The organism is Calditrichota bacterium, assembly GCA_013151735.1.
GTDB lineage: Bacteria > Zhuqueibacterota > JdFR-76 > JdFR-76 > BMS3Abin05 > BMS3Abin05.
Genome location: JAADHR010000193.1, coordinates 25,226 through 46,925 on the forward strand (window position 1 = coordinate 25,226; position 21,700 = coordinate 46,925).

The 21,700-nt window shown below is 49.0% G+C and carries 17 protein-coding genes; 2 read left to right on the forward strand and 15 right to left on the reverse strand.

Annotated features, from left to right (window positions below; translation table 11 throughout):
• Positions 1-65 precede the first annotated feature (65 nt).
• From fsa to GXO76_13635, 3 genes are all read right to left on the reverse strand, one after another.
• Complete coding sequence (gene fsa, locus GXO76_13625; GenBank protein ID NOY78897.1) at positions 66-737, reverse strand: fructose-6-phosphate aldolase; 672 nt, start codon at positions 735-737, stop codon at positions 66-68.
• Between the two features lie 131 nt (positions 738-868).
• Positions 869-1,600 carry a tRNA pseudouridine(38-40) synthase TruA gene (truA, locus tag GXO76_13630; protein NOY78898.1) on the reverse strand — a complete coding sequence of 244 codons (732 nt, stop codon included), beginning with the start codon at positions 1,598-1,600 and terminating at the stop codon, positions 869-871.
• Between the two features lie 7 nt (positions 1,601-1,607).
• Entirely contained in the window at positions 1,608-2,405 is a 798-nt protein-coding gene (locus GXO76_13635; GenBank protein NOY78899.1) for an energy-coupling factor transporter transmembrane protein EcfT, read from the reverse strand.
• A gap of 401 nt (positions 2,406-2,806) precedes the next feature.
• On the opposite strand from GXO76_13635, the gene GXO76_13640 reads away from it, so the two are divergent.
• The gene (locus GXO76_13640) at positions 2,807-3,679 is read left to right on the forward strand and encodes a hypothetical protein (protein ID NOY78900.1); all 873 of its coding nucleotides are present in this window, start codon (positions 2,807-2,809) and stop codon (positions 3,677-3,679) included.
• A gap of 127 nt (positions 3,680-3,806) precedes the next feature.
• Here the strand turns inward: GXO76_13640 and GXO76_13645 are convergent, their stop codons facing one another.
• The 12 genes from GXO76_13645 to GXO76_13700 form a co-directional block, all read right to left on the reverse strand.
• Complete coding sequence (locus GXO76_13645; GenBank protein ID NOY78901.1) at positions 3,807-4,727, reverse strand: hypothetical protein; 921 nt, start codon at positions 4,725-4,727, stop codon at positions 3,807-3,809.
• Positions 4,705-5,394 carry a hypothetical protein gene (locus tag GXO76_13650; protein ID NOY78902.1) on the reverse strand — a complete coding sequence of 230 codons (690 nt, stop codon included), beginning with the start codon at positions 5,392-5,394 and terminating at the stop codon, positions 4,705-4,707. Before GXO76_13650 ends, GXO76_13645 begins: the two co-directional genes overlap by 23 nt.
• 106 nt (positions 5,395-5,500) lie before the next feature.
• The gene (locus tag GXO76_13655; protein ID NOY78903.1) at positions 5,501-6,160 is read right to left on the reverse strand and encodes a hypothetical protein; all 660 of its coding nucleotides are present in this window, start codon (positions 6,158-6,160) and stop codon (positions 5,501-5,503) included.
• A complete protein-coding gene (locus GXO76_13660; protein ID NOY78904.1) occupies positions 6,157-7,257 on the reverse strand; it encodes an N-acetylmuramoyl-L-alanine amidase in 1,101 nt (366 codons plus the stop codon). The genes GXO76_13655 and GXO76_13660 overlap by 4 nt, the downstream gene beginning before the upstream one ends.
• 202 nt (positions 7,258-7,459) lie before the next feature.
• The gene (locus GXO76_13665; protein ID NOY78905.1) at positions 7,460-7,768 is read right to left on the reverse strand and encodes an integration host factor subunit beta; all 309 of its coding nucleotides are present in this window, start codon (positions 7,766-7,768) and stop codon (positions 7,460-7,462) included.
• Positions 7,769-8,098: 330 nt separating this feature from the next.
• Positions 8,099-11,272 carry an efflux RND transporter permease subunit gene (locus GXO76_13670; protein NOY78906.1) on the reverse strand — a complete coding sequence of 1,058 codons (3,174 nt, stop codon included), beginning with the start codon at positions 11,270-11,272 and terminating at the stop codon, positions 8,099-8,101.
• Between the two features lie 345 nt (positions 11,273-11,617).
• Positions 11,618-12,979: an MATE family efflux transporter gene (locus tag GXO76_13675; GenBank protein NOY78907.1), complete on the reverse strand. Its 1,362-nt coding sequence runs from the start codon at positions 12,977-12,979 to the stop codon at positions 11,618-11,620.
• Positions 12,980-12,990: 11 nt separating this feature from the next.
• Complete coding sequence (locus GXO76_13680) at positions 12,991-16,080, reverse strand: efflux RND transporter permease subunit (protein NOY78908.1); 3,090 nt, start codon at positions 16,078-16,080, stop codon at positions 12,991-12,993.
• A gap of 119 nt (positions 16,081-16,199) precedes the next feature.
• A complete protein-coding gene (locus tag GXO76_13685; protein NOY78909.1) occupies positions 16,200-17,546 on the reverse strand; it encodes an efflux RND transporter periplasmic adaptor subunit in 1,347 nt (448 codons plus the stop codon).
• Positions 17,546-18,640 carry a hypothetical protein gene (locus tag GXO76_13690; GenBank protein NOY78910.1) on the reverse strand — a complete coding sequence of 365 codons (1,095 nt, stop codon included), beginning with the start codon at positions 18,638-18,640 and terminating at the stop codon, positions 17,546-17,548. Before GXO76_13690 ends, GXO76_13685 begins: the two co-directional genes overlap by 1 nt.
• A gap of 258 nt (positions 18,641-18,898) precedes the next feature.
• Entirely contained in the window at positions 18,899-19,372 is a 474-nt protein-coding gene (locus GXO76_13695) for a hypothetical protein (protein ID NOY78911.1), read from the reverse strand.
• Entirely contained in the window at positions 19,369-19,884 is a 516-nt protein-coding gene (locus GXO76_13700) for a sigma-70 family RNA polymerase sigma factor (protein NOY78912.1), read from the reverse strand. Before GXO76_13700 ends, GXO76_13695 begins: the two co-directional genes overlap by 4 nt.
• A 603-nt stretch (positions 19,885-20,487) precedes the next feature.
• On the opposite strand from GXO76_13700, the gene GXO76_13705 reads away from it, so the two are divergent.
• Positions 20,488-21,663, forward strand: a complete 1,176-nt coding sequence (locus tag GXO76_13705) for a PLP-dependent transferase (GenBank protein NOY78913.1) — start codon at positions 20,488-20,490, stop codon at positions 21,661-21,663.
• The last annotated feature ends 37 nt before the right edge of the window (positions 21,664-21,700 follow it).

Below are 21,700 nucleotides of genomic sequence, written 5' to 3' on the forward strand. Positions count from 1 at the left end.
CACGAAAATATCCTGCAAATCCTGTCAAATGAATTTCCAGCGAAGCACTTGTTTCCGCCGAGGAATCAGGACGACACCCCCAGAGATGCCTTCGCTTTTTCCCAGTCATCCAAAAAACGTTTAATGCCAATATCGGTCAGGGGATGTTTTACCAATTGATTAATCACCTTAAAGGGGATGGTGGCGATGTGGGCGCCCATCTGGGCAGCTTCCACCACATGTAAGGGATTTCGAATGCTGGCGACAATAATTTCGGTCTTAAAATCATAATTGAGGAAAATCTCCACCAGCTGCCCCACCAATTCCATTCCAAAATGGCTGATATCATCCAGTCGTCCCACAAAAGGGCTGACAAAAGACGCCCCGGCTTTTGCCGCCAATAGCGCCTGACTGGGAGAAAAAATGAGGGTAACATTCGTGCGAATCCCCTCTTCCTCCAGGGTTTTTACCGCCTTAAGACCATCCATAATGACGGGAACTTTTACGACAATATTTTTATGAATTTTGGAGAGCTCGCGTCCCTCCCGCACAATGCCTTCATAATCCAGACTAACCGCCTCCGCGCTGATGGGGCCGTCCACGATTTCGCAGATTTCTTCCAGGATTTGCCGAAATGTTTTTCCCTTTCCGGCTTCCTTTGCCATAAGTGAAGGATTGGTCGTAACACCGTCCAACACGCCCAGACTGGCCGCTTCCCGAATTTCATCCACATTCGCTGTGTCAATAAAAAACTTCATAGGTCAAACCTCCTGTTTTAAGTCGAAATCCACTCTTTCTCACGCAACATAAATTTCTGAAGTCTCTTTCCGATTCGCGCATTCGCGGCATTCTTTTTCCGTCATTCTTTTGGACTACAGTAATTACGCTATCAGCAACTGTAATCAACGCGAACCAGCAGCAGCCCGCGCGCAGGCGCCGTGAGTCCGGCCGCTTTTCGATCTCTCGCACGAAACATCTTCTCAAAATCAGCAACAGAAAACCGCCCTCTGGCCACCTCCAGCATGGTTCCTACCAGAATGCGAACCATATTGTGTAAAAAACGATTGGCGGAAATATGATACACAAAATTCGGGCCGTCCTGTTCCCACCGCGATTCTTCCACCGCGCACAAAAAGTGCCTAACCTCTGCACCCGTCTTCGTAAACGATTCAAAATTCTCATTTGCTTTTACGATTTCCGCACATTGCCGGAGAATCTTCCCATCCGGAACAAAGGAAATCGCCCAGACAAATCTGCGAAACAGCGCCGTGGGCTCAGTGATCAGCCGATACTCGTACGATCGGCGGCAGGCTGAAAATCGGGCGTGAAAATCCGGGGCCACTATTTCCGCCTGTTTGACTACAATATCACCCGGAAGATTGGCATTCAGCGCTTTTTGAAGTGTTTCGGGCGCAAACGCTTTTTCTGCCCGGATATTTACCACCTGTCCCAGTGCATGTACTCCGGCATCCGTTCTCCCGGCGGCGGCCAGGCAATACCCTTCCGGAAACAGACGATCCAGAGCACGCTGCATTTCTCCCTGAACGGTTCGCTGCCGGGGTTGAATCTGAAACCCGGAGAAATCCGTCCCATCGTACTCCAGAATTAATTTGTAATTCACCATGGGCTCACACAAGTACACATCCGGCAGAGATAACCAGCGTTCCGGCGATCACAAAATAATCGGCCGCGACCCATTTCAGTTCCTTAAAACTGGTGCGTTCTTCTCCGATGCGGTAACAACGGGCCTCCATGGCCAGTGCCAGATCATCCGCCTTTCGAAATGCCGACAAAAAAAGTGGAAGAATAATCGGAATCAGGCCCTTGATTCTCTGCACAAGATTCCCTTCAATTTGAGCGCCCCGGGCCAGTTGGGCCTTTCGAATTCGATCGGCTTCATTTAAGAGCAACGGGATAAACCGAATCGCAATGGTTGTCATCATTGAAAATTCGGCAACGGGCACCCCGACTTTTTTCAGAGGCGCCAGCAACCGGGATAAGCCATCGGTAATTTCGATAGGGGCGGTTACCAGGGTAAAAATACCCGCGTACAAAATCAACAAAACAATCCGGGCTGTATAAATTATGGCCCGGCTTAAACCGGTATCTGTAATGGAAACGTGGATTACAGGAATTTGAAAAAGGATTTTTCCGTAACCGTAACCCAAATTTAAAAGAAATGTGAGAATAAAAAGCCACAAAAAAGGACGCAGATTCTTACTCACCAGCTGAAAGGGCAGGTGCGCCATAAAAACAACAACACCCAAAAGTGCAGTCAAAAATCCAAATGCCCAAAAATTATGGGTTGCAACCATCGCCGTCATGAGAATCAACAGCGAAATGAGTTTCGTCCGTGGATCAAGGCGATGGAGAACGGAATCCGCAGGGAAATATTGACCTAATGTTATATCTTGCAGTGGAGACATCTTAGTGAATTTTTATTTTTCAATATACGAAAAAAATGAAGGAAATCAAATAAAAATATTCCGTGAAAGGAGAAAAAACACTTGACATTTTTCGGATTTTCTGTTATTTTAAAAGCGCTTCTTCCTCGCAACCAACTGCTTTATTAATAAATGAGTCACCTTTAGAAAGCTCTTAGCCGCGAAATTCACGCACCCACATGAACTGATTGCACTGGAATAAACGGGGTGCACTTTGTGCCATTTGCGGCGAATCACGTGAACTCACAAACCCTTTCAACCAATGCCGTATTTCCATGAAAAAGAACACAAAAACAGGTCCTTCACAGCGAAAATTTTTACGAGCGGCTAACCTATTTTTCAAATCCAATCTTGCCCTAAAAAAAAACGAATCTTTCCTTATTGTGACGGATGAATATTCCTGGGATTTAAGCCGCAAACTCTGGCAGACAGCCATTGAGAGCTACCCCCAGACCTACGTCATGGCCTTTTCGGCCGCTGAATTGCGAGCGAGTTCTCTGAGCAAGTTGCTTTCCTTTATTTTGGACGCTGACGTCTCTCTGTTTGTAGCACGCGAATTTTCATTTTTATGGGAGGAATTTTCCCTTTCAAAAAATTTAAATACGCGCTGGGCAGGGCTTATCGGAATCCGGCCGGATCAATTTACACGAATGGTTGATGTGGACAGTGAGTCGCTAAGGCACAACACCCAAAAACTGCATGATGTGCTCCGATTGGGCAAAAGGCTGACCATCGAAACCGATTCAGACCACTCTCTTTCTTTTGAAATAGACCATTCCGCTTGTTTTGCAGACAGCGGTCTGGTTCAGAATTCCGGCGACATTGGCTGTATCCCCGGCGGAAGGGTTCTGATAAAACCCCGCGAGCAAACCGCCTCCGGCGATTTGCTGATTAACGGATCCTTGTCGTCGGTTGGAATTCTGCAGGAGCCGGTTCGATTCTTAATTAGGAGCGGAAGACTCAAAAAGATTTATGCCAAAAGCGATATTTCAGATTTTCGGGCCTCCCTGCGCTCGCGAAACAAAAACCGGCGGATCCTGGTCCGTGTGGGAATAGGCCTTAATCCTCACGGAAAAATCACCGGAAATTGCTTTGTGGACGAACGAACCCACGGGGTGATTCATCTGGCATTTGGTGATGAAATCGATTTTCGTTCACACATTCTCAACCCGACGCTTTCCGTTGCCACCCTTAAAAGGGCTTCTGTAAAGATCGATAATAAAGTTATCCTCAGGCGGGGAAAACTCGTCGTTTAAAAACAGGCGCCAAACCCCTCTTCTTACATTTGATTTTTTAATGCGTCCGCCTCAAGACAGGGCTGAGGCGATGCTCCTTGGAATGCAGACCATGAGCGGATAAGCGTCTTTCGGAGCACGCTCAAAACTAATTGAGCAAAAAGGCAAAACCGATTGCGGGGGTAACCACGCCGGAAAGGGATGGTTGAACGCCCAGAACAGGGCCGGCATGTGCAAACAGGCGCCAGCCTGCAGCCGCTCCCACTCCCTTCTTCCCCAAAAAAATCGACAGGAAAAACCGCCGGTAATTCGCTGTGGACAGGCCCACCGCCCAATTTGCGTCTTGTTTCCCGTTAAAAAACGATCCCGCCATGAGCAGGGCAGTGGCCTGAAATCGCCAAAAACTGCGACGGTACACAACCGGCACGTGTAATCGGCGAATGATGAGGGTGTAGAGGGTGTCCCGTTTCGGCGACAGAAAAATGATTTTTCCGCTTAAAGTCAGCGAGGGAGTCCCCCAGAAATTCTCCGAAACGGTTGCTTTCCGGGACCTCTGAAAAAGGAGCGTTGAATCCTTGGTTGAGGCACGAAGAATAAAATCCAGTTTTTCCAATTTTGCGAGGTTCCGTTTCCAGAGGGCGCGCGGCACAATTAAACAAGAGTCCGTTAAAGGCGGGTACAGTGAACATTCCGAAACCAGGGAATCCGGCCGGTAAAGCCTAATAAGGGACCGAATCGTGTGTGTTAGCTCCCGGAGCCTCTCTGCCCGAAAGGCCTGATAACGCAGCAGGTTTGAGATCACATCCGGGTAAGCCGCATTAAACTGCTTTTTGGAGATGAGCAGGGTGGTGGTATCGGGCAGGGGGGCTCGCTGCATGATGTGAGAAAGGGAGTCCCACTCGGCCAGGTCCTGCTGAATAGCGTAAAAAAGTGCACGGGAAATCCGAATGGAATCCGGGGAGGTTTGTGCCAGAGCGGCAGACGATCCGCCGACCTGCCACAAAAACAGGATCAGTCCGGCTATTTTTCCAAGGCGCCGAAACCGATCAGCCGCTCTTTTTATTGGCAACCAGGGCATCCCATTCCTTTTTTGCCTGGGTGGGCCGAACCTGCGGACGCACCAAAACAACAATCTTATTGTTTTTCTCGCCTCTTACGACGGCCAAAATGTCCTGGTAGCGGACCCACATGGGCAGAGTAAAGTTTTCCCCGAGATCGGGGATGAAAATCCCGTGATAGACGTAGGTGCCGGGGACCTTTTTATAGTCATACGTAATTTTGCCGTGCAGTTCCTCCTTGAGGTCTTTCAGGGACACCTCCTTCACCGGAGCTACAGGAGGAATAAGGAGGCGTTTTCCTTCTTTAATGATTTTTTTAATCTCCTCCTTATCCGAGGCGTGTCCGTGCGCCTCAAACTCCGTTTTCTCCGAGCCGCTTTTTACAGGGATGCCCAACCCTTTCAGGAACCGGATGAAGAATTCAGACAGCTTCGGGCTTCTAAGAAATACGAGGATTACAACAAACAGGATCAGCAACGGTGACTGAAGAATCAGGCGAAAAAGGGAGACAAAGAATTCCCGGAATCCGTAAAGAACTTTCCCACCTATCCCACCGGCGGAATCCTTTTTTGTTTTTGCAGACCTGAATGATAAAATCAGCAGGGCGATCACAACAACCAAAATAAGTGTTTGTAACCAATAAACAGCCAATGCATTCCAGATTGTTTTAAGAAGCATGTAAAATCCTTCTAAAAACGAGGTTGAGGTTTGTAAAGAATTCACACGATTTCCTTCCAAGTAAATAGAGTTGTTAAAAATGGCTAATTTTGATTAAACTACAAATTTAGTGATGGGAAGCCTCGGCCGCTTCCAACGATTTTTTATCCTTTTTGGCTTCAATAATTCGAAAGATTGCATGAATCGGCTCCGTTCCCGAAGCCACCAGCATTCCGGTTAATAAAAAGTCCCAGAAGGTAGGATGGGCCGTGATTTTCAGAGTAAACAGCATCCCCAAATCCAGAACCGCACACAGCCAGACCCCAATCACCGAACCAATGAGAAACACGGTTCCCTGAATTAAAAGGATTCGTACCTTTTCTTTTAGGGGATCGGTCAATTTTGGATCGTTGAACCGGGGGTCAATGGCCTGCAGCTTTTTCAAAATGGATTCCCAGACGGCTTCCCACATATCCTGAAGCAGTGCCGACTTTTCATAAACAAGTTTTAGAATGGTAATCAGGAGTTCAAACAACCGATTCAAAATAGTTGCCAGGGTTAAAATTATGAAAAAGAAAGCGACGACTTGAGCGCTCTCTCCCCAGGAAGACATTCCGGAAAGACCATTTCCCTGTGCCAGAGCGGCCTTTGGTCCCATCATCAGCAGCAGGACAAGGAGAAAACTCCCCAATCTGAATGGGATAAATGGAGACCGGTGCAGCTGAACTTTCTGTTTTCCGGGCCCTTTCACAGGTGCCACCATACAAAGGTTGGGAAATCGTCTCATGCTACACCTCCATCACTCTCGGGAATCAACACAAATTTCTTTTTCCGGAAAGAGGCCACAAATGAATCAAATTCCGGATTTTGTTCCCATTGTTGAAGTGTATTTTTCACCCGCGTGATCAGAGCGTCAAACGGGAAATTGTTTCCGGGACAATCCGTATGACCGCGCTTCACATCTCTGTGACGAACAATATTCGTCACGGGGATGCCGTAGATTTTCGTCCACAGGGCAATCTGCCGGGCGCCCTGTTCCATTTGCGCATCGGAGGGTACGGGCGGACCAAATTTCCCGGAGGCATTGTTACCGGGTGCAGAGGGGTCTGTGGAAAAATTGCCCACAAAACAAATCCCAAGTGAATTTCCATTACTGATTTTATTCCCGCGTTTCACATGGTACCCCACACTGTCCCACCGGCAGTAATTGTGAAGGGATCCGTCACGGGTCACCACACAATGATAACTGGGGTCCAGGCGGCGGTCGCGCTCGATGTCAACAATCTCTTCAAAACTCAAATTATTGTGAGTGGCTGAATGGTGAATAACGATGTACTGGGGATTTTTCTTCCGGAGGCCGTGACCCGGGCGATTGGGGTAAATTCCGCCATCGTAATGAATCGCCTCAAATTCTTTTTGACTGCCCCCTAAAACCGGTTCTTTCTGCGGCGTTTCCGACAACGGCAGCGCCTGGTTTTTTGCGTTTTCCCGGGCTTTTTGCAAGAAATTAATCAGGTCATGAATAGGCTGGCTGCCCCCGCTTATCAACATTCCCGAAAGCAAAATGTCCACCCAGGGCGCGATTTGTCCCTGAGTAAACCCCATCATCTCCAAAATACGCAAGTTTCCTTTCCAGCAGAGCAGAACCCCCAAAACAATTCCAATGCTTTGTAAAATGAGCCGTTTTTGAAGTTTAAGCTTTTTTTCCAGCTCCGGCAAATTTTGTTGTGAAAAACCGCTCAGGCGGTATCCCAACGGTACATTTCCCCTAAAGAGACCGGTGGTCTCAAAGGTAATGGCAACAAATTCAAGAATCCGCTCCAGCACGGTGGCTGGCGCCAGAAACTTCAAAATAACGGCCAGAAGGTGGTCTAATGACGGCATATTTTGACTCTTTCGATTGGAATGAGGGTCCTGTTCCTCATGCGTTGAAAAAAACGTTGAAGACGGGGCCACCGGTAAAATGGGCTTCAATTGAATGGGAGAAAAGCAAAAAGGCACAAACAAAACCTTGTTGTGCCCTTTTGCAAAAATAGCTCCTATTCCCGATCATCCGGCATTATTGATATATCAGAATAAACTTCGATTATTGAAGAGGCTTTTTTAACTCTTCTTTTAACAGTTTACCCGGTTTAAAATGTGTCTTTCTGCGGGGGGGCACGTAAACGATTTCCCCGGTTTTGGGATTTCGTGCTTTTGGTTTGGCTTTGGTTGTTTTCACCTCAAATACACCAAAATCTCGAATTTCAATACGAACTTCAGGATTTGCTTCTGCCATAATTTGACGGAGCGTCGTGAAGAGAGTTGAAACAATTTTTTCAGTCAAAGGAAGTTTTTCTCCTACCTCTTTGGCTACCCGCTTGGCAATATCCCGTTTCGTAACCGTTTTCTTCATAAACCCTACCTCCTTGTTTAGATTTCAATAATTTATCTAAAAATAAAAATTTAATTCTTAAAAAGCAAGAGAAAATTTTCCTGAAATTCAAGAAAATTTAAAACGCGGGAAAGAGTACTTCACCAAATTCAGGGGGACAGCCGGGAACGGCAAAAAACACAAAATGATCCAATCGGATTTTGTATGATTGGCCCCGGTTAAACTGCGGGGACAACTAAGGAGGCGCCGCAAATGGCGCCTCTCCAAATTGTGCAATCGTTCACCGGAAATAAGATCTTCTTTGCCTTCTCAGCCGAAGGCCTCCGGTTGAAAACCCGCTGGCTGCAAAATCTACTTCTCTGATTTTTCCACGAGTGAATAAATGGTTGGAATGAACACCAGCGTCAGAAAGGTGGCCATAATCAGCCCCCCGATGACGGTAATGGCCATCGGCGACCGCACCTCAGAACCCTCCCCCAGGCCAAGTGCCAGGGGCAGCAGGCCCAGAACCGTTGTTGTAGCGGTCATTAAGATTGGGCGAAGCCGCACTTTTCCGGCTTCAACAATGGCCTCAAATTTGGGCATTTTTTCAACCCGCCGCAAATGGTTAATATAATCAACCAGCACAATGGCATTGTTCACCACAATTCCGGCCAGCATGATCACACCAATCAGAACCACCACGCTGATGGTTTCCTGAAAAATAAAAAGCGTAAAAAAGACACCAACCAATCCAAAGGGAATCGTAAACATGATTACAAAGGGGTGCAGGAGTGATTCAAACTGAGAGGCCATGACGAGATAAACCAGAAAAATTGCCAGAAAAATGGCAAATTTCATGCTTTCGAAAGAAACGGACATTTCGGCATTCTGTCCGCCGATTCTCACGCGCGTTTCCGGTGGAAGCTCAATTTTTGAAAGGGCTTTCCGGATATCGCGGGCGGCACTTCCGAGATCCCTGCCCTCCACATTGGCCGAAATAACCGCCACGCGCTCCTGATCGATTCGGCGAATCTCGCTGGGTCCCCGCTCAATCGAAATACTGGCTACCGAAAACAGGGGCACCGGCACCGAACTCCCCGGATTGACAATAATGCGTTTCAGAGCCTCAATGGTGCGCCGGTCCTGTTTTTTGGCCCGAACACGGACATCGATCTTTCGGTCCCGCCGGTTCAACTGTGTGGCCACATCCCCCTGAATTTCATTGCGAATAAGACTGGCAATTGAGCCGATGTCGGTGCCAAGCTGAGCCACACGATTTCGATTAAATTGAATTTGAATTTCCGGATTTCCCCCTTCCATGGTCGATTTCACATCCACGAGGCCCGGGATTTCTCGCATCGTCGAAGCGATATGTTTGCTCAGAGCATCCAGCACATCCAGATTGTACCCCTGTACTTCCACTTCAATTGGCGTTTTAAAGCTGAAATAGCTGGGGCGGGAAAACTCGACACCCACGCCCGGCAGGCTTTCCCACTTCTTTCGCAAGTCCTCCATGACCCGCGTTTCCTTTTCTTTCAAAATTCCGGGTTTTAATTTGACCAGAAGCTGCCCCAGATTTTCCTGTTCCTCAGAAGCCGAAACCCCCGTTTGTGTAATTGACCCCGCGACGGCATAAATCCTCAAAATCCGGGCATCCTGTGACCCCATTGCCATCATGGTCTGAATGGTTCGATCCGTTTCTTCAAGGGGTGTCCCCACCGGAAGTTTGACATCCACGATGAACTCTCCCTGACTCATTTCCGGAATCAGCTCGGTACCCAGGCTGAGGTAAGCCAGATACGACAATCCGAAAAGAGCCAGGGCAATGACCACGGTCTGTAACCGGTGGGTCAATGCCCATCTGATCGTGGGCGGGTACACGCGAACCGTCCACTTGTAGAATTTATCGAAAACCCATTGAAAGGGCCAGAGTAAAATGAGCAATCCCTTGCCAAACCAGAGAGCCGCCTGCTTCAATCCCCTGAGGACCCCCAGAAAAAATATCTCCACGGCCCGGGAGAGCTTGTTTGGTTTTTCGGGAGGAACGGGCGGCACCGGAGCTTGCCCGGAGCCGTTTCCGCCCAGCGCCGACAACATGGGGATGAGTGTAATCGCCACCAGCAGGGACATCAACAGGGAATACGTTACGGTGAGGGCTTCGTCCGTGAAAAGCTGCCCGGCGATTCCTTTCACAAAAATAATCGGTACAAATACAAAAACGGTGGTCAGGGTGGATGCCACGACCGCCATTCCCACCTCGGACGTGCCCTTATTGGCCGCATCCATCAAAGAGAGACCCTTTTTACGGTAGCGGTCGATGGACTCCAGCACCACAATCGCGCTGTCCACCATCATGCCCACTCCCAGAGCCAACCCCCCGAGTGACATCACGTTTAGCGAAACATGCGACACGTACATTAAGAAAAATGTTGAGACGATCGAAATCGGAATTGCCAGGCTGATAATAAGGGTACTCCGAAGATTTCTCAGAAAAAAGAAAAGAATAATCATGGCCAGAATTCCGCCAATAACGGCTGACGAAAGCACGTCGTTGACGGAATTGCGAATGAATTGTGACTGATCGGCCACAATGGCCAGATGTGTGTTCCCGGAAACGGCCTGAAGCTCCTTTTGAATACCCGCCAGTTTTTTCTTCACCCGGTCGGCAACAGCCACCGTATTGGTACTGGCCTCTTTGTAAATGGCAATTTCCACACTTTCGTGCCCGTTCACCCGGGTAATGACTTTTCGATCCTTGTAACTTTTGTAAGCATGGCCGATGTCCCGCAGGCGCACCACCGCATTCCCCCGCCGGGCGATAACGACATCGTTAATTTCATCGGCGGTCAGAAATTGGTTCAGCGTCCGGACAATGTACTGCGTATCCCCTTCGTCAAGGGTTCCACCGGTCAAATTGATGTTTTCCTGATTTAGGCGATTGGTCACAAGTGTAATAGGAATTTTTAGCACGGCCATTTTGGCCTCATTTACATCCACGTGGATTTCTTCCTCCAGACCGCCACTCACTTGTGCCGCAGCCACACCGTCCAGGCTTTCCAGTTCCTGCTTGATTTTTTCTTCGGCCAGCAGACGCAGAGCAATGAGATTTTGATCCCCGTACAGGGCAATTCGCAAAATGGGTTCCAGTGCGGGATCGTAACGCAGTAAAATGGGCTGGGTGGCATCCTTCGGCAGTTTGACACGATCCAATTTTTCCCGCACGTTGAGGGAAGCAAAGTCCATATTTGTGTCCCAGTTGAACTCAACCACCACATCCGACACGCCGGAGCGGGAGATGGAACTCACCTGCATCACTCCGTTCACCACGCCAACCGCTTCCTCGATTGGTTTTGAGATCAGATTTTCCACCTCGGCCGGAGCGGTTCCCGGATATTCCGTGCGAATGGTGAGCGTGGGATACGTGATATTGGGCAAAAGATCAATGCTCAGGCGATTAAAGGCAATCCAGCCAAAAATGATGGTGGCCAGAAAAAACATCGTAACGGTTACTCGTCGATGAATTGAAAATTCAACCAGTTTCATGGAGTGATGTGTCCTCTTTGATTGTTTTCTTCAGTATTATATTTTGAATGACCTTGCTACTTTCGATCTGTTAACCTTTCGTACCTACGGTACATAAACTCATGTGGCTACATATTCATTACAAACATGTCGCACCTAACGGCGCTCTTGCTGCAGAGATTGTTTAATCCTCAATTAACACTATAAGAAATGCAGTCCCGTAGGGACGATAGATTCATAACATTTTTAATTAACACCCATTGCAAGTTGCCAGACGATTTTGCAAGCCCTTTTTAGGATTATCACGTAACTTTGAAATAACACCCAGACTTGTGGTATTTTTCATCCCTCACCCGGACAATTGAGTTACACCTTCTTGCGTTTCCATTTTCCCCTCCAAAAAAAGTATGCCATCAGGATTCCCTGAAGGCTGTATGCACAGGCGATCGCCAGCCAGATGCCATTTGTCCCCAGACTCAGAAACCGGGGAAGCAGCAGGGCCAGTGGAATTTGTACGGCGAAAATCCCGGTGGTAATCACCAACATCGGTGTTGTGGTGTCGCCGGCACCGCTCTGGGCCATTCCTGTAATCAGGCCAATCGCCAGAAAAGGATACGCCAATGTAGTAATTCTCAAGTACTCGGCACCAATCCTCAACACATCGGGATCCGAATTGAAGATGCGAATCACCCATTCCGGGAAGGCAAAGAACAAAATTCCCATGGGAATCACAAAGAGCAAGTAATAGGCCGTCGTGTAACGGGTGCTTTTCTCGGCCCGATCGGGCTTTTTGGCCCCCAAATTCAAACCGACCAATGTGGCTGCGGTGGAACCCAGTGCCCATCCGGGCAGCATAATTATCATCAGCACCCGTAGTCCCACACCGTAGGCGGCCACGGCCACCGTTCCGTAAACGGCCACAATTCTCATAATGAACAGATCTCCCAGACTTCTCACACCTCCCTGCACAGAGCCGGGAATGGCGATTTTAATAATCCGCCAGATAATATCCAGATTTAACCGAAATTCCCTGAGGTGAATCTGAATGAAAGAGACTCCCCGAAACAAAATCCACAGTCCGATGAGCATTCCGATACCCTGCCCGGTGACGGTGGCAATTGCCGCTCCCCGAACCCCCAGTTTAGGCGCGGGTCCCAGACCGAAAATCAGAATCGGATCAAGCACAATATTCAGCACGGTGGCAAACGCCCAGACCTTCATCGGCGTCAGGGCATCTCCGATTCCCCGCAGAACGGAACTGATCAGGAAAAAAATAATCAGGGCAAACGAACCCAGAAACACAATTTTTAAATAGGGTGTTCCCAGCCGGACAACATCCGGGGCCCCTCCCAGGGCCTTAAGCGCCGGTGCCGCAAAAAAGTGACCCAAAACAGCCAAAAGAACGGATAAGACAACACCGAGAATCAGCGACTGGTACACGACAATTTTGGTCTGTTCGGTATCTCCGGCGCCGAAAAACCGAGAGACCATCGCCCGCGTCCCCATCGAAACCCCGGCCAGAAAGGTCCAGACGACAGACATCAGAATCCCGCTCATGGCCACCGCGCCGATGGCATTGGGACCCAGCCGGCCCACAAAAATCATATCCACAATATTGAACAGATTCTGCAGCAAATTGCCGAGAACCATCGGCCATGCCAGAATCCAGATACTCTTCGGAATGCGCCCTTCCGTGAGATTGTATTTCTGTCGTGAGTTTCCGTTCATGCAGGCAGTCTCTACACCTTTCGAAAAAGATTCCGCAGCCAGATACTGAAATCATCCGTCACCTGATAAATTGCCGGAAGTACAATCAACGTAAGCACTGTAGATACCGTTAATCCCCCGAAAATGGCCAATCCCACGGGGGCCCACATACCGGCTCGCCCCTCCGTGGGGCCGAAAATAGACGGGAAGAAAATGGGCAAAATCAGGGGAAGCAACCCCAGATCCGTGGTAGCGGCCGTCATTAAAATGGGGCGAAGCCGGTCGCGGCCGCCTTTCAAAATGGCCTCCCGCCGGGTCAATCCCTTTCGCCGCATCGTGTTGATATGATCCACCAAGATAATCCCGTTGTTAACCACCAGTCCGAATACGATAATCACACCGAGCATGCCCACTTCGCTCAAGTTGGTATTGGTCAGCCAGAAGGAGAGCAGAATTCCGATAATCGCAAACGGGACGGAAAACATAATCACAAAGGGATGAACCACCGACTCAAACAGCGCTGCCATCACCATTAAAATCAACAGGGCTGAAAACCACAGGACAAAGCGCGATTCTGATTCCGACCGGCGCCACCGGCGATAGTTGCGTCCGAATTCCCAACTGTAGCCCGGAGGAAATTTCATCACCGAAATTGCCTGGGTAATGGCGCGGCCTGCCGTAAACAAACCCCGCCGATCCAGATTGGCATACACCGTGATAATGTGCTTTCGTTTCTCCCGCACCAGTTGCTGCGGGCCTTTGGTTATGCTGAATTTTGCAACCGTGTAAAGCGGCACCAAGGTCTTTTTTTCACTTCCCACGGTGAGATTTTTCAGTTTTTCCAGATTGGCCCGGTCTTCCTCACGGAGTTGAATTTGAATGTCGATTTCCCGGTCTTTTGCCTTGTATTTGGTGCTGGCCCGGCTGGTAAGGGCCGAAAAAATGGTCCGGGCCACGCGCTGAGAGGACAACCCATATTGATTCGACCGCGTCCGATCCACCGAAACCCGTACCTCCTCTTCTCCGGTTTCCAGGCTGGTTTCCACGTCTTTCACGCCCCGGATGTGCGCAATCTGCTTTTGAACCTCTTCCGCAATCATTGAAAGCACATCCAGATCGTCCCCCTTCAGCGTGACACTGATTCCCATTTCTCCTCCGGACATGCCATGCATCCGGCGGATTCGGTACGCGACGCCCGGCAGACGAGGCAGGGCCTTTTGAATTTTCCGAAGGGCCTCCATCGTTGTCAGATGACTTTCCTCCGGATCCTTCAAAAAGAAGGTGATGCGCCCCCGGCCTCCCTGATTGGAGCGGCCTTTGCCAAATTCCGTGGAAATGGCCTGGATTCCAAATTCGTCCCGCTGACTGAGGAATTTGCTCTCGATGCCGTCAAACAACTCCCGGATTTCCTTCATCTGGTAGCTGGGGGGAATATCCACGCGAAAGTCAATCTGCCGGGAGGGTGTCGGCGGCATAAACTCACGGTCAATCTTGGTGTACAGGAAAAGACTCATTCCAAGAACAATCAGGGCCGAACCGATCGTCAGCCAGGGACGGGACAGCGTCCAGCTCATTAGGGACTGGTATTTTTCCGTCAGCCAGACGATTTCTCTGGACTTCGGTTTTTCTTTTCCGGTAAAAATGAGCGACGCCAGCAAGGGAACGAACGTAACGGCAATCAGAAGCGAGGAAAAAAGAATCACGCAAATGACCAACCCGAATTCAAACATGAATCGTCCCATGCCTCCCGACGACATCACCACGCGGGGAAGAAAGACAATCATTGTGGTCAGGGTGGCGGCCATGACGGCCGTGCCCACTTCCCGGCTGCCGACAATCGCGGCGCGTTTGGCATCCAGGCCTTCTTCCTGCTTGTGGCGAAAAATATTTTCCAGAACCACAATGGAGGGGTCTACCACCATCCCGATGGCGTAAATCATGGCCATCATCGAGAGCAGATTCAGTGTAATTCCGGAATGGATGGGACTGAGCCGGGAGAGGTACATGATGAGAAACGTAAACAGAATGGAGATCGGAATGGCCAGTGAAATAATGAGCGTGCTTCGCCATTTTCGGAGAAAAACAAACAGAACCAAAATGGCCAGAATGGCTCCGAATAGCCCCGACCACTTCAGGGAATTAATGCTTTTCAGGATTTCCTGCGATTGGTCCCGGAAAACCTGAATATTTAAATGTCCGTACTGCGGGTCCGTTTGAATGCTTCTCAGGAGCTGCTTGATGCGTTTGGCCACATCGACCACATTGGCCGTGGAGGCCTTGTAAATGGAAAGCACAACAGCGTCTTTTCCGTTCAGGCGGCGGTAGCGTTTTTTCTCCGGGTAGTCATACGTCACTTTGGCCACATCCCGAAGATGAATGGTTGAGCCTCGAATGGGAACGTCGGCAATCTGGCTGATCTCTTTAAATTCCCCGATTGCCCGGACGGTAAATTTTCGGCCGCCGTCGTAAACAAATCCCCCGGAAATATTTACATTATTCGCCCGAATACTCTGAATGAGCTGATACACGTCAATGTGATGGGCACGCAAAAGAGCCTGATTCAGTTGTACCAGAATTTGTCGGCGGTCCACGCCCCAAACATCCACATTGGCCACCCCGTCAATGCGCTCAATGCGCGGCTGCAGGACATTGTTTACAAAATCGATGAGATCCGTTTTACTGCGATCCCAGGAAATGCTGAAATTAAAAATGGGCATGTCGGAGCTTTGCCAGTGCTGGATGCGGATTTGCTCCACATCGTCCGGCAAATACTGCCATGCCCGGTCCATGCGATCCCGGATCTCCATGGCCGCAATGTCCATGTCCGTACCGTCTTCGAACTCCACCGTAACATTTGACCCATTGGCTGAAGACGTGGAGGAGATATTATCCAGATTACTGACCGTACTGACCAGGTCCTCGATGGGCTGGGTAATGAGCCGTTCCACTTCCTCGGGCGAGGAGGATTTGTACGGGACGAAAATTCTGAGCCGGGCGGAGGATATTTCCGGCATGAAGGCCAACGGCAGTCTGTTTAAGGAAATCCATCCCAGGACCACAATCAGCAGCATGATCATGAACATGGTAACGGGACGTTTGACTGCATATTCGGAAATAGTCATAAAAAACCGGGTTCCAGTTGTTTTATTAAAATGTAACCGCACCCTTTACGGGTGCGTCGGCCTATCCTCATTCCGCAGGCGTAAAGCCTGCGGCTACAGGTTCTCGCAGAATTTTTTTCTCACCGCGGGCGCATTCTCAATTTATCCGCGTATTTTTCCCGCATGGCCCGAAAAAAGTCCGCCTGCTTTTTAATATCCTTTTCAAAAGACGGATCTCTTTTGACACGCGCCTCGTACTCTTTTTTAATTTCAGGCACACGCAGCAAAAACTTCTTAAACCGCTTTAGGCGTCTGGCATCCAACGGCGGCCGTGGCGGGTTCTTCTGAATTTCGGATGAATGGGACGCGGCAGGTTTAATTCCGGCCCGGGGAGACTCCGCCGGCACAGCGGTACCCGTTTCGGTCACCATCCGAACGTAAGCTCCGTTCTGAAGCCCTTCCTGCCCCACAACGACCACCCAATCCCCCTCATTTAGGCCGCTCAACACTTCGACCCGATCCCCATCGGCAAAACCCAGTTTCACATCCCGCTGGCGGGCAACGCTGTCCTGTACAACAAACACCCGATCGGTTTCGCTCTCCAGCAGAAGGGCCCGCTTGGGAATCACCAGAGCGTGTGGGTGGGTTTCCGTAATGATTTTCACCGTGGCAAACATTCCGGGGCGCAGGGGCGTCCCCTTCTTCAGCAGCATCACGGTCACCTTCACGGTGCCGCTCTCGGGATCCACAATGGGATTAATCATCTTTACGTGACCCCAAAATTCTCTTCCGGGATAGGCCTCCACCGTAACCAGTGCCCTTTGCCCCACATGGATTTTTTGAATGTCCTTTTCGGGAATAAACACGCGGGCATAAAGCGTGTCGAAATTAACCATCACAAAAACCTTTTGATTCACCCCCACATTATTCCCTAACTCAATCAGACGCTGGGTAATCACACCGGAAATTGGCGCCCGAATTTTGGCATACGTGAGCTTTAGTTGAGCTGCTTCCAACTGGGATTTGGCCGTTTCATACTGATATTTGACATCGTCAAAATTCTCTTTGCTAATGAGATTTTGGGAATACATTTCCTTTGAACGCTGGAAAAGCCGGGCATTGTTTTCCGCCTTTGCCAGGGCCTGTTTAACCTCCAGGCGCAGTTCCCGGTCATCCAATTCGGCCAGAATCCTATTTTTCGGGGCGTAATCGCCCTCTTCTACCGTGATTTTTTGCACCAATCCGGAAACCCGCGACACAACATCCACTTTCCGCAGAGCCTCAATATTGGCATTGCTCAGCAAATAGATGGAAATGGGTTCCCGCTTCACCTTCTCTACCTTTACGGGAATCGCACCCATATTCATGGCAGGACGTCCTCTGCTCATTCCCCGCGAACGTTTGGGAGAAGAATCATTTTTCCCGCAGGAATAGACAAACGCAACCGCTACTGCAAGCAGAACAAAAATTTTAAATCGTGCGCGCATTACCGACGCCCTCCTTTTCGACCCAAATAGTGTACCATCATTACCAGAGCCACAACTAACAGGCCCACAAAAAGAATAAGATTTCGAGAAGATTTTGCGTTTAGGCGTTGTTGGTTAAAAGAATGAAGGATTTTTTCAAGCGCTTCCTGTGACAGGTCACCAAACAGAACTACCGTTGTTCGGCCCAGATTTCGACGCATTTCCCAGACGCCCATGTGAGAGGAAACGGCGGGATACTTCCTTTTGGCCAGGCGAACCCGGGCCTTTTTCTCGAACAGAGAAAGCGTACTCAGGCCGTCGGAGAAAATGAGCTGGGCAAATTCTCTTTTCCGAAATCGCAGCAGCCGGAAGGCCTGTGGCTGAAAGCCTTCCGGAAGCCATTCGGGTAAAAGAACCGGAAACGGGAGAACCTTTTGCAGGGAATCCGCGCTTGCAAAGGTTCTGGAAAACCCGGCCTGTACGGAATCAATCTCATCGGGTAAAATCGTAAACAGCACCGGATCCAGGACGGGATTGAGCAGAAGGTTTTTAAAATAAGAGTACTGAATGAGTTTGCCGTCCGGAGCGATTTTTTTGAGTTTTAAAAGGAAAAAGGTGTTTCGATCAAGCCGAAGGTACAGACTCGGGCGGTCGCCTATTTTGGGGATCAGGGAAAGACGCACGGTCTTCCGGCCCAGAAAAACCCCGGATGGCTCTACGCTTACATTGTAATTTTTAAGAATCAACGCCATTTGAGATTTGGAAATGGCATGCGAAAATAATTTCCGGTGAAAGAGCAGTGTGCGTTTCCGAAATTTTTGTCCCTTCTTTTTCCGAATAAAAACGGACGGCGGAATTTCTATGATTTCTTTTCCCATAAAGGAAAGAGGTAAAATAAATTGAATGTGCCGTTTTCCGGATGTATCCTGGTAAATTTTCTGCCAGATACGCACGGTGTCCACCTGAGTAATCCAGTCGCCCTCGTAGGCCGTGGTCTGATTTGCATGAACCATTTTCCGAAGGATCTCTGCCGTTCCGGTCGGCCGAGAAAAAGCTGGCGTCGTAAAGATCAAAAATCCTGTAAACCAGAAGAGTACTTTAGATGTACGTTTCACTCTTTTTAACAAGCACCTTGTTCGTTGATTAATTTGATAACTTCATTACTAACAAACCCCTAAATCATCTCTTGATGGAGGGGATTTCCCTGCACTTTGTCCGGATTCAATTCCAGCAAAAACAGGCATTACGCGTTCGCGTACCTGCAACCGCTTTTAATATTTAACCTTTCAACTTTTGTACCGACAGAGATTTTATTTTCAAACCGATTTATGAACATTCGGGAAACTCACGGGCCAATCTTTTCTTTCAAGCAGCTACGGTTCGTCCAGCGCCACAACCGCCAGAGAAGCCTGCTGCCCCACCGGGCTAAATTGAGTGGACAACACGTATTCTTCCAGAAAGAACTCATTTTCCTGCTTTTGCTGCGCGCTTGATGCAGCCGGGAATCTTTTGTTTTCTTTTATGCGATAATTCCAGATCATAAACAGAACGACCACGCCCGTCATAATCACCCAGGCCAATTTTCGCCGTTTCCTGTAAATTCTTCCGGAAGAGTTTCCCCTGTTCACTTCCCGGCGAATTTTCTGGAATAAAAATTCCTTTTGAAGAGCAGGCGGTTCGGTCGGGCGAAGTTTTTTCAAAGCCCTGACCGTTTCCCCGTACGCTTGAAATGCTGCACGGCATCGGGCGCACGATTCAAGGTGGGACTCAACATCCTGAATTTCTTCAGGCGGCAACGCATTTTCCAGATAGGCTGTAAATTTGTTCTGAACCTCTTTACAGGTCATCTGTTATCCTTAAAATAGGGTTCCAGCAATTCTTTCAATTTCAACCGCCCGTAATGAAGGCGGGACATCACCGTTCCCACAGGGACGGACAAAATCTCAGCGATCTCCTTCTGAGGCAATTCTTCCAGATCGTAGAGCGTAATGACCAGACGTTGTTCCGGCGGCAGTTTTTCAATGCCTTTCAGCAGGATTTCTTTTTCTTCTTTTCGTGTCAGGGCCAATTCCGGAGAATCCCCGGAATCCGCAAAACTATCGGGATCGACAGGCGTTTTAGAGAAAAACGGAAAAACCCGCGACAAGAGCCGGCGCTTGCGCTGAAGCTTCTGAAATCGATGGACAACAATCTGAAAGAACCAGGTTGAAAAAGTGCGGCTTGCATCGTAGCGGTGCAAACTGCGAAACAGCTCCACAAACGCCTCCTGGACCAGCTCTTCCGCATCACGGGAATTCTGCGTCAGATTTAATGCAAAATGGTAAATCCGATCCAGATACAATCGGGATAACTGATCCATGGCCTGTTTTTGGCCGGCCTTTGCGAGTTGAATCAGCCGTTTTTCGTCAATGGGATCCTGTGTTTCTATTGTATTATTCCCTTACGTCAAAAAAATCTTCAGATCATTTTAATAAATACGAAGAAGCCTTAAAAATAGTTCAAACTGCAGATTGCTCATTTGGCCCCAAAAATAAAATATTTTCCCGGTTGGGAAAAAACCTCACTTTTATCTTGACAATTTCAGAAATTTCTCTAACTTATTTGTGTTTAATCCAATAGAAGAATAGATGCCACACGCCGTGCTCTTATAAATTAGTGAATTTTATGAAATCAATCAAACTAAAATTTGGCCGCTGGCGCGAGAGCTGTTGGCGCCTCTGTTACGGGTGGATTTCCACCCACTACAAAGGACCCTTTACACGCAAACACTTTTTTACCTCCCTATTTTACACAACTCATCGTTTCATTCAACCTTCTCCATTTCATTGCCTTCATATTCAAATGCTGCAACCCGTCAAAACGTTTTTTCGTTCAGATTATCTCTGCTGCTATGTATTTGATCGACCGTTTCTCACCTCAAGCATTTTTGGCAAAAATCATTCATTTAAAACAAGGAGGCATTATGTCTTTTAGATTTGAGACGGATGTTGTCCACGGGGGACAGCATCCCGACACGTTAACCGGGGCTTTAACCCCTCCCATTTATCAAACGTCCACATTCGCTTTTGAAAATGTGGAACAGGGGTCGGCACGGTTTAGCGGGAAAGAAAAAGGGTACATGTACACACGACTGGGAAATCCAAATACAGACCTTCTGGCCAGCAAGGTGGCCAGACTGGAAGGCTTCCCGGCCGGAATTGCGACCAGTTCGGGGATGGCGGCGGTGGCCAATGTGATCCTCGCTTCAGCCAAAGCAGGAGACAGTATTGTTGTAGACGACACCGTTTACGGCGGCACGCATTATCTGGTGGAGCAGGACATTCCCAAATTGGGTATCGAGGTTATTCGGGTTGATGCAGCCGATCTTCAGGCGCTGGAAGCCGCCGTTCGGCCGAATACCCGCCTTATTTTAATTGAAACACCGGCCAACCCGACCCTGAAGATTATTGATATCGAGGCCGCGGCCCGAATCGCTCATGAAAAAGGAGCCCTGCTGGCAGTGGACAACACCTTCTCTTCCCCTTACCTGCAGCGTCCCGGAGAATTCGGGGCGGACATTGTCTTTCACTCGGCCACTAAATATATCAGCGGGCACGGCGACGTGGTGGCCGGTGTCCTTTGTGGTGAAAAGGAGTTTATTGCATCAGCTTTCAAAGTTGCCACGCATTACGGATGGACGATGAGTCCGTTCAATGCCTGGCTGCTCTTAAGAGGATTAAAAACACTGGTTGTGCGCATGGAACGCCACTGCAGTAACGCCATGACTCTTGCGCAGTGGCTCGAAAAACATCCCAAAATTGATCATGTCCTTTACCCCGGACTGGATTCGTTTCCTCAGCATGAACTGGCCAAAAAGCAGATGAAAGGCTTCGGCGGGATTATTTCGTTTGAAATGAAAGGCGGGTTCAACGCCGGAAAAGCCCTTATGGATCATGTTACTCTGGCCAGTCTGGCCGTTAGCCTGGGCGATTGTGATACCCTCATTCAGCATCCGGCTTCGATGACACATGCCGGGATGCGTGAAGAGGAAATGGAAGAAGCCCACATTACTCCCGGGTTGGTCCGTATTTCCGTCGGAATTGAACATGTGGACGATTTGATTGAGGATTTGGAGCAGGCTCTGGAAAAAATCGATTAGAGGAATCTAAAAAAAGCCGCGCATCCACAAATAAAAA